General features: G+C 51.9%; 11 protein-coding genes. 8 read left to right on the top strand and 3 right to left on the bottom strand.

The genetic code is table 11. From position 1 onward, the window contains the following. Positions 1–28 precede the first annotated feature (28 nt). The 8 genes from LVD12_RS00310 (at position 29) to LVD12_RS00275 (ending at position 9,755) form a co-directional block, all read left to right on the top strand. Positions 29–1,015 carry a DUF58 domain-containing protein gene (locus LVD12_RS00310; protein ID WP_237064744.1) on the top strand — a complete coding sequence of 329 codons (987 nt, stop codon included), beginning with the start codon at positions 29–31 and terminating at the stop codon, positions 1,013–1,015. Continuing rightward, entirely contained in the window at positions 1,012–1,587 is a 576-nt protein-coding gene (locus tag LVD12_RS00305) for a DUF4381 domain-containing protein (protein ID WP_237064743.1), read from the top strand. Before LVD12_RS00310 ends, LVD12_RS00305 begins: the two co-directional genes overlap by 4 nt. Continuing rightward, complete coding sequence (locus tag LVD12_RS00300; RefSeq protein WP_237064741.1) at positions 1,580–2,632, top strand: vWA domain-containing protein; 1,053 nt, start codon at positions 1,580–1,582, stop codon at positions 2,630–2,632. The genes LVD12_RS00305 and LVD12_RS00300 overlap by 8 nt, the downstream gene beginning before the upstream one ends. After that, a complete protein-coding gene (locus LVD12_RS00295; RefSeq protein WP_237064740.1) occupies positions 2,629–4,482 on the top strand; it encodes a VWA domain-containing protein in 1,854 nt (617 codons plus the stop codon). Before LVD12_RS00300 ends, LVD12_RS00295 begins: the two co-directional genes overlap by 4 nt. A gap of 14 nt (positions 4,483–4,496) precedes the next feature. Continuing rightward, positions 4,497–6,197: a BatD family protein gene (locus tag LVD12_RS00290; protein WP_237064738.1), complete on the top strand. Its 1,701-nt coding sequence runs from the start codon at positions 4,497–4,499 to the stop codon at positions 6,195–6,197. A 347-nt stretch (positions 6,198–6,544) separates the two neighbouring features. After that, complete coding sequence (gene rfbB / locus LVD12_RS00285; RefSeq protein ID WP_237064736.1) at positions 6,545–7,630, top strand: dTDP-glucose 4,6-dehydratase; 1,086 nt, start codon at positions 6,545–6,547, stop codon at positions 7,628–7,630. Then, on the top strand, positions 7,627–8,499 hold the full coding sequence (rfbA, locus tag LVD12_RS00280) for a glucose-1-phosphate thymidylyltransferase RfbA (protein ID WP_237064734.1): 873 nt from the start codon (positions 7,627–7,629) through the stop codon (positions 8,497–8,499). The genes rfbB and rfbA overlap by 4 nt, the downstream gene beginning before the upstream one ends. A gap of 116 nt (positions 8,500–8,615) precedes the next feature. Continuing rightward, positions 8,616–9,755: an acyltransferase family protein gene (locus LVD12_RS00275; protein WP_237065869.1), complete on the top strand. Its 1,140-nt coding sequence runs from the start codon at positions 8,616–8,618 to the stop codon at positions 9,753–9,755. A 154-nt stretch (positions 9,756–9,909) separates the two neighbouring features. Here the strand turns inward: LVD12_RS00275 and LVD12_RS00270 are convergent, their stop codons facing one another. From LVD12_RS00270 to LVD12_RS00260, 3 genes are all read right to left on the bottom strand, one after another. Further along, on the bottom strand, positions 9,910–10,830 hold the full coding sequence (locus tag LVD12_RS00270; RefSeq protein ID WP_237064732.1) for a phytanoyl-CoA dioxygenase family protein: 921 nt from the start codon (positions 10,828–10,830) through the stop codon (positions 9,910–9,912). A 98-nt stretch (positions 10,831–10,928) separates the two neighbouring features. Continuing rightward, entirely contained in the window at positions 10,929–11,864 is a 936-nt protein-coding gene (locus LVD12_RS00265; protein WP_237064731.1) for a hypothetical protein, read from the bottom strand. Further along, positions 11,864–15,676 (bottom strand): glycoside hydrolase family 99-like domain-containing protein, encoded by a 3,813-nt coding sequence (locus LVD12_RS00260; protein WP_237064730.1) that lies wholly within the window; start codon positions 15,674–15,676, stop codon positions 11,864–11,866. Before LVD12_RS00260 ends, LVD12_RS00265 begins: the two co-directional genes overlap by 1 nt. Between the last annotated feature and the right edge of the window lie 22 nt (positions 15,677–15,698).

Below are 15,698 nucleotides of genomic sequence, written 5' to 3'. Positions count from 1 at the left end.
AAAGGGCAACGAAAACTTGCACCAAGCAATGAAGCAAACAGAGTTGGATCTGCGCGGCGCCTACCCCACGGTGGAACCGCTGGTGCAGCTGCGCTATATCGCGCGGCAGATGCAGCTTTTCCGCCCGCGCCAGGTCAAGAGCGACCAGGCCGGCAGCCTGCTCACCCGCTACCGCGGCCGCGGCATGAACTTCGAGGAAGTCCGCGACTACCAGCCCGGGGATGACGTGCGCTCCATCGACTGGCGCGTGACCGCCCGCACCGGCACCACTCATACCAAGCTTTACCAGGAAGAGCGCGAGCGGCCGGTAGTGATCCTGCTGGACCTGCGCTCGCCGATGTTCTTCGGCAGCCGCCGCACCTTCAAGTCGGTTGCCGCCTGCGGTATTGCCGCGGCACTGGGCTGGGCGGGGCTGCAGCACTCCGACCGGATCGGCGCCCTGCTCTTTTCCGACCACGACCTGGAAACCGTGCGCCCCCGGCGCAGCCATCACTCCGTGCTGGCCATGATCCACGGCATGGTGGCGCTGGCGGAAACCCTCGACAACCCGGTCCCCGTGGATGGCAGCCAGCCGCTGAAACAACTGCTCGAGGAGGCCCGCCGCGTGGCGCGACCGGGCAGTGCGCTGTTCCTGATCAGTGACTGCCATGATCTGAATGATGACTGCACCCAACCCCTGACGCTGCTGACCCGTCACGCGGACCTGCAGGTACTGCGCGTGACGGATCCGCTGGAGCAACAGTTGCCGGAACAGGCCCTGACCATTTCCGACGGCCGCCAGCGCACCTTTCTCAATGCGGGCAACCGGGCGCTGCGTACCCAGTTCGCCGAATTGCAGGCCGAGGTGCGCACCGGGGTGGAACAGCTCTGCCGCCGGCACCGTATCCCGTTGCTGGACTTCGACAATACACTGCCGCTGGTACCCGCCCTGCTGTCAGTCTACGGCGGTCGCCAGAATGGTGGCCGACCGAGCCACCGGTCGGATGCGCGTGAATCCGGAGGGGTACGCGCGTGAAAAGCCTACTGATGCAACAACAACCGGCGCAGCCATCTCCAGCAGAACAGGCTCTGCTGGACCAGCTGCGGGATATCCACACGCCGGACCCGATCGGCTGGTGGCCACCGGCACCGGGCTGGTGGCTCCTGGCGGCGCTGTTAATGATTGGCCTCTACTTCCTGCTCCGCTGGCTGCGCCAGCGCAAACTGCGCTGGAGCCGCAACCGCTACCGCAAGGAAGCCGAGCGCCTGTTGCGCGCGATTGACACCAGCACACCGGACGCCGCCCAAGACATCAACGAAATCCTAAAGCGGGTCGCCGTGACCACCTATGGCCGCCAGGGATGTGGCAATTTAACCGGGCGGGCCTGGCTCGATTTTCTCCGCACTACTGCAGACGTGGACTGCCCCCCCCAGGCGGAAACCGTGCTGCTGGAACAGCTTTACCGGGCTGACCGCTGGGATGAGAGCGGCAACAATGCGCTGCGCGACTACGCCATCCGGTGGAGCCGCAACCACAAGCGCGACCGCTGGCCACAGACCGTCCAGCAAGCAGGCGAGGAAATCACCGGGGAGGCAAGCCGTGTTTGAATTTGCCTGGCCCTGGGTATTCGCCCTTTTACCGCTGCCACTACTGGCCCGGCTGCTGTTACCGCGCACCAAACCGTTAACCAGCGCCTTGAAAGTCCCTTTTTATGGCAGCCTCGCGCAGCGCGGCGGCGGCACCCCACACAACCCGTTCAACCTGCTGCTACTGACGATTCTCTGGCTGCTGCTGCTCACCGCCGCCGCCCGCCCGCAGTGGTATGGCGAACCCATCACCCAGACCAGCAGCGCCCGCGACCTGCTGTTGGCGGTGGACATCTCCGGCAGTATGGAAACGCCGGATATGCTCCTCAATGGCCGGCCGGCGATGCGGATCGATGCAGTGAAGAATGTCGTCGGCGATTTCGTCGAGCGACGGGAGGGCGACCGGCTGGGTCTGGTCCTGTTCGGCACCCGCGCCTACCTGCAGGCACCACTCACCTACGACCGGGAAACCGTCGGCACCCTGCTGCGGGAGGCTCAGATCGGCTTTGCCGGCCAGGGTACCGCCATCGGGGATGCCATCGGCCTGTCCGTCAAACGCCTGATGGAACGGCCGGCGGAACAGCGGGTGCTGATTCTGCTGACGGACGGCGCCAACACTGCCGGCGAGGTTGCCCCGCTGAAAGCCGCAGAGCTGGCGCAACAGGCGGGCGTCCGGGTTTACACGGTGGGTATCGGTGCTGAGGAAATGGTGCAACCGGGCCTGCTCGGCAGCCGCTTCGGTGCCCGCCGCATCAACCCGTCCCGCGACCTGGACAGCGACACCCTGCAGGCCATCGCCGATAAAACCGGCGGCAGGTTCTTCCGCGCCCATAATCCCGAGGAACTGGCGCAAATCTATGAAGAACTGGACCGTCTCGAACCGGTAGAGCAGGAGGCGGCCAGCTACCGCCCACTGAAGTCCCTCTACGTCTGGCCACTGGCTGCCGCCCTGCTGCTGGCACTCTTGTGGGCCGCGATCCCGCTGCTGATGAATCTTCGCTCCAGAAGTTCAGGCAACGGTCAGCAGAGGACCGCGACCGCAGTAACACAGGAGGGCCCTGCATGAATGAAATGGCCCAGTTCCATTTCCTGCGCCCGCATGCCCTGTGGTTACTGATTCCAGCTGCGCTGGCCTGCCTCGGCCTCGCGCGCACGGTCATCAACAGCAGCCAGCTGCAAAAAGTCATCGACCCGGACCTGCTGCCACATCTACTGCTTCGTGGCGGTGAGCGACGCCCGTGGCTGTTCGGACTGATCTTTGCCCTGCTGGCCCTGATGATTCTGGCCCTCGCCGGCCCCACCTGGCGCAAATTGCCGACACCGGTGTTCAGCAGCCAGGATGCCCTGGTCATCCTGCTGGACCTGTCGCCGTCGATGATGGCCACCGACCTGACACCCAACCGTCTCACCCGGGCGCGGCTCAAGATTCTCGATATCCTGCGCCAGCGGGAGGACGGCCTCACCGCGCTGGTGGCATACGGTGGCGAAGCCCATCTGGTTACACCACTGACGGAAGATACCGCCACCATCGCCAACCTGGTCCCGGCCCTATCGCCAACGATCATGCCGGTACCGGGCAGCAACATCGAGATGGCGGTGGAAACCGGGCTGCGCCTACTGGAGGATGGTGCCAATGGACGCGGCCAGCTACTGGTGATCACCGACGGCATCGCCGAAGAAGCAGTGCCGACAGTCGCTGGCATGGTGGCGGGCGACCTGGCCAGCCTGTCGATCCTGGCAGTTGGCAGTGGTGATGGCAGCCCGATCCCGCGCGGAGATGGTGGCGGTTTTGTCACCGACAGCAACGGGGCCATCGTTATCGCCGGATTCGACCCCGGCAAACTGCAGAAACTGGCCCGTGGCAGCGGCGGACGCTTCGCCCGCATCGCAGTAGATGACAAGGACATCGCCAGGCTGCTACCCGAAGAAAGCGCACCAGACCAGGCCCGCCTGACCGAGCGCGAGTTTGACCAATGGCGCGAGGAAGGCCCTTGGCTGCTATTGCTCTTACTTCCCCTGGCCGCCCTGTTATTCCGGCGCGGTGCACTGGCCTGCGCCCTGCCCCTCTCCTTCACACTCCTCCTGCCGGAGCCGGCCAGCGCGGTCGAACTGCAGGATCTCTGGCTGCGGGAGGATCAGCAGGCCAAACGTCTGCTGGAGGAAGGCAAGGCGGACCTTGCCGCAGAAAAGTTTCGCGATCCCCAGTGGCGGGGCACCGCCCAGTACCGCGCTGGCGATTTCCCCGCCGCCCAGAAGGAATTCGCTCAGGGCGAGAATGCGGACAGCCTGTACAATCTCGGTAACGCCCTCACCCGTCAGGGTCGCTATGACGAGGCCATCGAAGCCTTCGATGCCGCGCTCGACAGACAGCCACAGCTGACCGATGCCCAGCACAACCGGGAAATTGCCAAACAACTCCGCGACCTGCAGCAACAGCAGCAACAGCAATCCCAACAGGGGCAGGATCAGCAGCAACAGGACCAGCAGCAGGGTGAGCAAGACCAACAGCAATCCCAGAGCGGCCAGCAACAGCAGCAAGACCAGTCTGGCCAACAACAGGACCAGCAAAACCAGGGTTCCCGGCAGAACCAGCAGGGGGAGCCCGAGGATTCAGGGGAACAGCAGGCCGACTCCAGCGAGCAGCAACAGGACCAGAGCGAGCAAGAGCAGCAGGCCGGCAAAGCCCGCGATGGCGAAGAGCAGAAGAAGAATGGCGAGCAACAGCAGGCCGATGCCAGGGAGAGCGAACTTGACCCCGAGACCCAACAGGCCCTCGACCAGTGGCTGCGCCAGATTCCCGACGATCCCGCCGGCCTGATGCGGGAGAAATTCAAATACGAAAGCCTGCAGCGCCGCCGGGCCTATCGAACCGGCGAGTGGGAACCGCCGGAAAATGGAGCCACCCAACGATGGTAGTGACCGAGGGCCCGATGACCCGAAAACTGACTAGCGCCTTTTCCAGCCGCAATCCGTACGCTGCAGCGCTACTACTGTGCCTACTGTTTGCCCTGGGCCTGCCTACTACTGTCATGGCATCGGACCTGCTGTCGGCCACCGTCGACCGCAACGAAATCGGTATCGACGAGACCCTCAACCTGCGCCTGCGCTATTCCGGCACCGAGAGCGGTGGCCAACCCGACTTCGAACTGCTGGAACAGGATTTCGACATCCTCTCCCGCCAGCAGTCCAACCAGTACCGGGTGATCAACGGCCGCGCCGAGAGCTTCGTCGAATGGATGCTGGTGCTGGCACCAAAACGGGAGGGCAAGCTGTTCATCCCCTCCCTCCACTACCATGGTGAAGTCTCGGACGCGATCCCCATCACCATAACCGAAGCCGGCAGCCGCCCGGACGCCGTCAATCGCCAGGCGTTTCTCGAAGTGGAACTGGACAAGAAAGAGATCTTTGTCCAGGAGCAGCTGTTAGTAAAAGTCCGCCTGTACACCACTATCGGCCTGCACGACATCGCCACCGAAGCCCTTCAGGTACCGGGGGCCCACGTCGAAAAAGTGGACGAGCAGCGCTACGAGCGCCGCATCAACGGCGTCGGCCACGCCGTTTATGAGCTCACCTATGCCATCTTCCCGGAGAGCTCCGGTAAGCTGACCATCCCGGCGCTGAACTACGTCGCCGTCGCCGGCCGCCGGGACCCATTCTCGTTGTTCAACCGCAACACCCAGCGGCTGCGCCTGCGCTCGGAACCGCAGACCATCCAGGTCAACCCCAAGCCCGACACCTACACCGGCACCCACTGGCTCCCCGCCGCCAGCCTGGGTATCGTGCAGAGCTGGAGCCAGGATCCGGACACTTTCACCGTCGGCGAACCCATCACCCGCATCCTGACCCTGCGCGCCGAAGGCCTCCGCGCCGCCCAGCTGCCCCCCCTGCCCCAGCTGAACGTGGACGGGCTCAAGACCTACCCCGACCAGCCACAGCAGGATGATCAAGTCAGCACTAACGGAATAACAGGGAGCCGCATTGAGACTACGGCCATCGTCGCGACCAAGCCCGGGGACTATCAGCTACCGCCGATTACGATCACCTGGTGGGATACCAAGACCGGGCGACAGCGGGCGACGCAGTTGCCAGCTTTCAGGTTTAAGGTGATTGGTAGTGCCGCGGCCACCAACACAGCACCACCAGGGAGCGCTGCTGACCTTGTGCCACAGCCCAGAACAGCCATGCCTGCAGACAACTTCTGGCGGAATCTCGCGCTGGCGGCTATCGCTGCTCACCTTCTTTGGGTCTTTTATTATTTCTGGCTGCAAAAGCAGCAAGGCAGCAGTCTAAGGAAGCCGCATCCCACCAACGCTGGAGATAAGGGAAAAAAGGCCAAGGAACTGAAACGGGCCTGCCAAGGGAATGAACCCAAAGCTATTCAGGCTGCTCTCGTTCGGTGGGTGCATGCACGCTGGCCCCACACTGCAGGGCGGAGTCTCGCAGAGGCGAGCCGACTTCTTCAGCTGCCAGAACTCACCCGGTTACAGTCAGCGCTCGACTCCGCAATCTATTCTTCACCTGCCCGACCACTGAATCAGAAAGAGGCTCAGATGCTGGTGGATCGTTTATTGAGGTCTCCTACAGAGCAAGTGGGGAGTCAGCAGCGTAAGGCACTTCCGGAACTATTCTGACCGCTCCACAGGTCATTGGTGCAGATCTGGCCCCCGCCCGCCGCCTCTCCACATGCGAAAGCCGACAAAATGCTCTCAATGATCAGTTTTCAATCAACCCCAGAGGGTTAGATACAAAACAAATGGATCTCACCCCAGCAGAAATCTGAGCGCGCAATGAAAGTCAGTCGGCAGATCTGTCGCCACGTGAAAACCAACCGCACCAACTGTACGCTTATCAACCAACCACAGGGAAATTTAGCCTGAAAGTGTACTGATCCCCCCCTCATTGGTAGTATTTGCCACCTAATTAGAACTCAAGTTTGTAGATGGCATCAGCCACGGATTATCGGAAGTAGGCAGTAACCATGGGAACAATTTTGGTAACGGGGGGAGCCGGCTTTATTGGAAGCGCGGTCGTCCGTCATATCGTCAATAACACTCACGACACCGTCGTTAACGTAGATAAGCTCACCTACGCGGGGAACCTCGAATCTCTCGCTTCGGTAGAAAAATCAGAGCGTTACCACTTCGAACAGGTCGATATCTGCAATCAGGCCGAAATTTCAGCATTGCTGAGCAAATATCGACCAATGGCAATCATGCACTTGGCTGCTGAGTCTCATGTGGATCGCTCCATTGATGGTCCTGGGGAGTTCATCCAAACCAACATCGTCGGCACCTACTCCATGCTGGAGGCAGCCCGGGGTTACTGGCTAAGCCTACCCGAAGCAGAGCGAGCTAATTTCCGCTTCCACCACATCTCTACCGACGAAGTGTATGGCGATCTGGAGGGCACTGAGGACCTCTTTACCGAGGAAACCCCTTACGCACCTAGCTCCCCCTACTCTGCAAGCAAGGCGTCATCAGATCACCTGGTGCGGGCTTGGGGTCGTACTTATGGCCTCCCAGTGATCATCACGAATTGCTCGAACAACTACGGGCCATTCCACTTCCCGGAAAAATTGATTCCCCATGTGATTCTCAATGCCTTGGCCGGCAAACCGCTTCCTGTATACGGAGACGGCTCCCAAATCCGCGACTGGCTGTATGTAGAGGATCATGCGAAAGCACTCTATCGCGTTGTCACGGAAGGCCAAGTTGGCGAAACTTTCAACATCGGTGGCCACAACGAGAAGAAAAACATTGAGGTCGTAGAAACAATATGTTCGCTTCTGGAAGAGCTGGCTCCAAACAAGCCAGAAGGGATAGAGAACTACCAAGACCTCATCACCTTTGTTAAGGATCGCCCTGGGCACGACCAGCGCTATGCAATTGATGCTGCAAAAATTGGCTCCGAGCTCGGGTGGGTACCGGAGGAAACGTTTGAAAGCGGCATTCGCAAGACCGTAAAGTGGTATCTAGACAACACGAAGTGGTGGGAAAACGTCCTAAACGGTGAATACAAACTTCACCGCATCGGCAAACAAGAAAAAGAAGTAGAGGTAGCATGAAGAAATATAAGGGAATCGTATTAGCAGGCGGTTCCGGAACTCGCTTACACCCAATTACACTCGGGGTCTCTAAACAACTACTTCCAGTGTATGACAAGCCGATGATTTATTATCCGATTTCGACGCTTATGTTAGCGGGAATTCAGGATATCTTGATTATTTCCACACCTCGAGATCTCCCACAATATCAGGAGCTTCTTGGAGACGGCAGCAACTTCGGCATCAACCTGAGCTACGCCATACAACCTAGCCCTGATGGCCTCGCCCAAGCCTTTATTATTGGAGAGGAGTTTATCGGCGATGACAACGTTGCCCTAATTCTTGGCGACAACATCTTCTACGGTGAACACTTTTCAACAAAGTTACAGAGCGCGGTTAGCAGAGAAGCTGGAGCAAGCGTATTTGCCTACCATGTATCTGACCCTGAGCGATTTGGTGTGGTTGAGTTCAACGATAGTGGACGAGCAATTTCAATTGAAGAGAAACCTCAAAAACCAAAATCCAATTACGCGGTCACTGGCTTGTATTTCTATGACAACCAGGTCATTGATATAGCCAAAGCAACAAAACCATCTCCACGTGGCGAGTTGGAAATTACAGATATAAATGGCAACTATCTACAAGATGGCTTACTTAATGTAGAGGTTCTTGGCCGCGGCTTTGCGTGGCTGGATACAGGCACACACGACTCACTGATTGAAGCCGGGCACTTTGTTCAAACGATTGAACATCGACAAGGCCTCAAGGTGGCATGCCTTGAGGAAATTGGCTATAAGAATGGCTGGTTAAGTAAGGAATCAATCACCTCAAAAGCAGAGCAATTGCGGAAAACAGGATATGGGAAATATCTAAGCAGCTTGATCAACTAAAAATAATTGCATTTATACGCTGCACCCAACATGGGTGGAGCGTAATAACCAGCATCAAACCAGAAAAAAATAAGAAACATTATAACGCAGTGGCGGCAGCTAAGACCAACTTTGAAATGAACAACCATCGAGCAAGACAAAACACAGTGGGCCTTGAGTCTTTACGAGGACTAGCGGCTTTATTGATTATAATCTTCCACCTCCCCCACCTCCTAAAATTTGAAGTCCCTCAAGGATGGAGCATAATCAGCACCCACTTTGGGTTAGGCGTCCCCCTGTTCTATGTCTTAAGTGGGTTTGTCCTCGCGTTTGGGTACTCGCAGCGACTAGAAACAACAAACCAAATAGTTAATTTCTATACTCGACGCCTATTTCGGATTTTACCACTTTTTTACTCAATGCTGTTTTTGTGGATGATAATCCAGTGGATTACCTTTAACAAAATACACTCGCTAGAAACGGTCTTCCTGAATGTCACATTTCTGTTTGGGCTCGTCCCAGGGGAGCATGAGAGTATCGCATGGGCAGGATGGTCCGTCGGAATTGAGATGCTGTTTTATGCTATTTTCCCTGTACTGATATTGCTCATTCGCGATCTTAAACTTTCCTTAGCCGCCTTTATTGCAAGTTGCATATTATCAAAAGCAATTCAAACGAACTTATCCACTATGGATGTTGGCAGTTATAAGTATATGAATCTGGTGACACACTTGCCATATTTCGTGGCTGGAATTACGACCTTCAATATTTGGAAAAAACTAGATTTCTCACAGCAGAAAAACGTAGGTCTCCTCTTAATAGTTCTGGCTTTAGCAACTGGAATTGCTCTTAAAACATGGGACCCCTTATTTTCTAGGCATCTCTCAATATATGGAGTCAGATTTTTCTGGGGGATAGTATTTGCCTGCTTTATCTTGGGCACCTGCATCACGAGGATAAAAGCACTTGAGTCAAGACCACTGTTAAACCTCGGAAAAGTCAGCTTCAGCCTCTATCTGACCCATCCGATGATAATGTTTGCACTAAAGAAAGCAGGGTTTAAAGAGGCCTTGGAATCAAGCATTTCAGACACTGGCCTCTTATTTACTACTTCAGCCGTCATTGTTATCGCCATAGTTTGGATTACAAGTAACTTCACTTATCGCTTTATCGAGAGACCTGGCATCAACTACGGCCGAAAGCTAGCCGATTCAAGAAAAACCGGAATCTTTGAACCTAATTCCAGACACCAACAAAATAGGCCACAAGTTACCTAGGGGTTACCAACATCAAAATAACTTTTGCTGACGTTAATATTTGATACAGGCATCATCATTTGCAGAAAGTTTGCGAAGAAGTAAATCGACAGGACACCTATCCCTAGAGAAACTCTCTTCGCAAAACTTTCAGTCGCGACTAAACATATTGAACTTAATTACTACCAAATCTAGGGGGTACCGTCCGCATAAACTCCCGCCCCTCGAACTCATAATAGCTCTTATCAGATTCAAGGCTGGCATTAGATTTCGAGCGGTTGAAAAAAACATCCGCCTGGTACACTGGCACGCGCTCGGGAACGACGTGATAGACTACACTCATTCTTGTTTTGGAAGCATCCCTAATGGGTGAGCCGCCATGAGGCAGTTGAGGATGCCAAATCACAACATCTCCTTTTTTCGCTTCTAAGTACTCCTCGGATACACCGCCTTCCTCCCAGCATTTTTCAACAACAGCATTTTGGTAAGGCACCCACAGCCCCTTTCCACCCGGCTGGATCTGATTGACATCAGAAACAAGTTCTTCTGCAAAACTATATTGATCGACTCTGCCACCCTTGTGTCCACCCTTCAGCACGCGTAGGCAACCATTCTCTTTATTAGCATCCTCTAAGGCGAACCAGACACCAAAGTAAAATTCCTCCGGAGCGGTTCTAAATACAGGTGTATCTCTATGAAAGGGCTGCTCTGTACCGTATTGAAAAGTAAGGCTTGTATAAACACTGGCCCTATAACCAAATAATAGATCGAGAACATTTAAGAGAAACTGACTAGACGTAAAGAGACGCTTAACTTCGTCGGAATCAGAATGAAGATTAACAACCCGAGGATTTCTAGTATCACCTCTAATTCCATACATATCCTTACGGTGACTATCGCACCAATTACGGTAGGAATTGACCGCAGCATCACAAACGCCTGAATCTAACACATCAGAGAGGTGCACAAAGCCATCCCGATAAAAGTTTTTAGCGATAGAATGTTCACGGGCATCGGAAATATTCCGCAGGCCTTCCTGCAAACTAAAAGGGTCATCACCCCAGAGTTTTTCATCTTTCTTTAAATTTTTCACCATTAACATCCCCCAAAACAATCAAAACCGCATAGACGGCCGAAAAAAATCCAAAGTGAAGACAGCGTTTATAACACTTTACTGCCCAACAGCTATTAAATTTAAAAATACTTTCCAGCGAGCAACTTTGCAGCCAGCTCACATGCCATCTGAGAAAGCTCTATCCGTTCTAATTGCCGGCCAGAAACTACTCTTGAAAGCGGATCAAAACGAACATTAAAGGCATCCAAAAGTTTTTGATTCGACTCGGAAGACTCCGCCAAGATCTTTTCCCGCTCGTTTAGGCTCAATAGGTTACCTATTATAGGCTTCGAATATTCGCCACCAATTTCATTGCAGGTGCGGACAACCTCGCGAATCATTTCTGAACGATTTTCTACCTTGTATTTATTCATAACTCTCACGAGCTCCCCTCCAACGAGTGAGAGCGACTCATTTACAACTGAGGGAAACACAAAATCATCTATATCGACTACTCCAAGTACATTAACTAAAAAGTCCTTGGCAGCATCTCCAAAAGCAAGAGCTGACCTTTCGTACTTTCGGACAATAACTTCATCTGGATGCATCACATCCGTAAACTTACGAATGTGACTATAGAAATCTGTGAAATACGGATTGCACTCAGCAATTTTTTGAGTTTCACCATTCTGTTTAACAAGCTGTCCATATGCACTTTCAAGAAGAAGATCTTGGCGCCGCACATAGAAGACTAGACATACTCTTTCAAACAAAGACCTAATCGAAGATAAAGGTACAACAGAATGACACTCAGAGAACATTTCACTGCTTACTACGACCTTAGGATAACCATTTGACCGCCAAGACAAGAATGTTCTCTGCACATCGTCCACTGCAAAAGCCTCATTTTTAGGACTCTTGACTCTTGCCGCAATAGCATGGTGCGCATCAAATTGCCCAGTAACAGGGTAGAGAAACCCTAAGTTCTTTAACGCCTCGCGATTCTCATTGAGTACCCACTGAATCGCTGAGGTGCCAGTTTTATGCAACCCGACATGTAAAATTAATTCGGACATTAAACATATTCCCCATCACAGGCTCTAATACCCAAATGCTGCTTCACCTCGACAATGTATTCATCAATAGATTTTAGTTGCTGCTGATCAAGCTCGACTTTATCTTTCACTACTCTTTGTACGCGTGAAATTTCAGCAAGGTGTTGGTCCGGATTCAATGAGTGCGTAGTACTTGCGCTATGACGTCTATGGGTATTTAGGCTCTCAGAAACATAGCAGATTCTAGCGGAATTTTTTAACAATAACTCTATGTAAATACGCCAATCCCCCGCAACAGAATAGTCGAACAACTCATCGCCAAGAGAACTAAGGGCATCTAAAAAAGCATCACGCCTGAAAACAACACCGCTTACGTTCATAATAACATTCTTAATAGAAAGATAGCGCTTGACGAATTCCTCGCCAGGGGCGTCAAAATCCTTCAAAAAAGCAGAGGCATCAATATCACTTAGATAATATTGATAGCTATCGGCAAGAAATTTATCTTTCTCATCAACCTGAATAGAGTCGCAAAAAGCTAAATCAAACTTAGAACGATTTACAAGTTTACTAATAAATTCTGAATCCGCTAGATCATCTGCCTCCGCCACCCATAGATATTCTCCTCGCGATAGCTTGGCAGCTTTCTTCCACTGTCGGAATACCGAGCCCGAATTCACATCATTAATAACTAGCTCTATGTTTCGCCGATTCAGAACCGCACACTCTTTAATGACATCTAGGCTTTGATCCGTTGAGCAGTCATCAAGCACAATGACCTCATATAATGGGTACTCTTGGTTAAATATTGAGAGTAACCGATCCGAAATATGCTCCTCATAATTAAAATTAGGAACAACTACAGAGACTCTTTTAATATCTGGAATAAGTAACTCAACTAGAGAGAAGACATAATCGCGCCAATCAAATTTCTCACTTACGTGTTTTTTCCGAAAATCGGACAAGCCACCAGAATCAATCCGAATCTGCTCCTGGATCGCGTCAGCCAGAGCTACTGGATCAGAGAAGGGGACAAGCGACCCTAATTTGCTATTCTTGAGAAGATCATTAAACCCTCCTCCCCCGTCAAACCCAACAACAGGGGTTCCTAAGGCAAGCGACTCTAGAACAACTGAGGGAAATGGATCCTCCCTCGACGTCATTGCAAAGACATCCGCACCTTGCAAAAAGGTCGAGATTTCTGTTGTAAATGGAATAACATGAAAATTAGCAGCAAGGCTTCCAAGCTGCCCGTCTGCGAGCAACCAATGATCTAACATTGGCTCGACGCTCCCCAACCATACAAAGTGGATACTCGGATCTCGCTCGACCAAAGTACGGGCACATGTAACAAACAAATCAAAGCCTTTTCGCAAATCTGCGTAGCCGGCATTAATAATAACTTTAGAATCATCACTGATACCAAGCATATCCCGCAGTACTCTAGGGTTATCCTTCGAATACTGCAGCTTCTGATAAATACCTTGAGGCTTGATGATTGCCTTATCACCTAACTGCCCCGCAATATTTTCAAAAGATGAACGCACGAATTCTGAAGCGAAGACAACTTTGTCGGAATACTCCTTTATTTTCGTTGCAGAATCTTCCAGTTTGTACTCTTTTATAAGGGATTTAAGCTCGTGCACAAGTGAAATCACACGTACACCGGCCCGGCTTAAAACTTCGACGCACCCACCTGTAACGCAGGTATTGGTTATTGCGTATTCGATCTGTCGTTCTGCTTGTAAGTGTCTAATAATATTGGAAAACTTCTCAATACATCCGTCAGCTACAAAGGTAGGACCTATCGATTTATATTGTGGAACAAGTGGCCCACCATCCAGCAGCACCAACTGGGCGTCGATACCAAAATCCTGGGCAAGCGTCTTGAAAATATTTAGGGTGAGCAGCTGAGCTCCATGCTTATAGGCATCATGTCCAACTAGAATTAGACGTGTCTTACCCTCCGGCTTCGCAATGCGATGCACCGCTCTGTACGTTGAGTTCAGGTAAGCCGAGCCCCAGTAAATGTCAGGTTCGAGATGAGCACCTTCAGCCCATTCGTTCCATGCATTAATGACGACAAAAGATTCACTCTCCAGAACAGGGTTTTCTAGAGCGTAATCGACCATCTTGCTCAGCCACCGCTCATACTTTTGCGGAGTTGAACCAATAAAGCCATATCCTTTGTTCGGCTTTCGTGCCTCATTGTCCCAACTAGGGGTTACAGCCCGAATGAGATCAAAATTTGGCCGACCCTCCCTAAGGCTGTTACTGACAAGATCATCGTATAAGGGGTAATGCCCGGAAAACTCCGGATCGATAACTCCACTTTCCTTTGCGTGAGAGTCTAGGCCTTCAGCTAACTTATGCGGAGGGAATTCGACAGCACCATCCATCCCAAAATCTCTCGGATCAAGAGACCCGAACCCTTGAGCCATAAAGAACAAAGGCGTTTCACCAAGAAGCTCTTCGCATAAGTCACGCCACTTTTGAATACGCACTTTGGCGTCAGGAATGATGCCTGGCCGATAGATAAAGAAGAGAGGTCTACCATCAATACGAATATAGCGTTCATCCTTAAAATGACGACCCAAATCCTCAATAAATGCTACATCCTGTTCTTCATGATAATCCTGCGATATTAAGATATCGTTCTCAAAACCATCCCACGTACGAGTCCAATTTTCATTTGCCCATAAAATACAAAATGGAAGAGCAATCTCGGGACTTTCCAATAAAGTATTAACCGGGCCATCCATCAATCGCTTCCCGTTAAACCAATAATGGTAGAAGCAGAAGCCATGTAGACCAGCTTTAAGGGCCATCTCGGCCTGTGCTTGTAAAGTCTCTTTTAGACGAAGGTCGTAATACCCTAGATCTCTAGGCAAATGGGGCTGGTAATGGCCATGAAAGCGTGGTATTCCTCTCGTAACGTTTGTCCACTCAGTAAAACCTTCCCCCCACCACTCACTATTTTCTTTAAATGGATGAAACTGTGGGAGGTAGTAAGCAAGGGCTTTGACCTTTGCTTTAGAGACAGGCATATCAGAGTATGCAAACTCTTCAAAACCCTCACCTGGCTTACGATACTTTTCAATTTCGCGAACAACATCTCTGGCAACTATCGATGTTTCAATTGCGCTATCACGAACTGGTGCGCCACCCTCCTTTTCTGGCATGTCCTGCACTCTCGGAGGTGCACAATCTAGGCCTTTACCCTGCCCCTCAGTAAGGAAATGCACAAAAACATTACCATCTAAAGAGTAATGTGATTTATACCAAGGTACATCAAATGAAGGCGAGGGATTCCTACCTTCGAACACTCCCGTCTGCAAAAAATGCAGGTACGGATCTACGCCAGCATCTTTTATATCAGGGTAACTTTCTAGGTAATAAGAGGTACTGAACTCTTTGACCGGATCAATCAAATCGACAGAAGAAAAATCTAAGAAGAACCTCAGGACGCTTCCATCTAAAGTGATATTGTTAGGAAGCTGCGCAGCTACAAATTTTACATCGAACAAGACTGATGGTGACCGACCCTCACTCTCCCCATGGCACAGATAATGATACAGAGGATTAATTTCAGACTCAGAAACATCAGAGTTCTGTTCCTTGTACCATTTTGTATCAAATAGATATAGAGGGTTAAGGCCTAAGTCAGCACCCTTGAAGTAATAGTGCTCTATGGGATCTTCATGATCTTCCAGAAGATTTGAATACTTATTTCTATACCATTTAACATCGAAAATCCCAGACTGACGAATAAATTCAATACAAACCTTATCAGCTTCCATTTTTTTCTTTTTATTTCTCTTTAAAACTAACAACTAAAAATCCTCCAAACTTTAA

Origin of the sequence: Microbulbifer guangxiensis, assembly GCF_021729075.1 — a bacterium.
Lineage (GTDB): Bacteria > Pseudomonadota > Gammaproteobacteria > Pseudomonadales > Cellvibrionaceae > Microbulbifer > Microbulbifer guangxiensis.
This window is presented reverse-complemented; position numbering and strand designations above follow the sequence as displayed.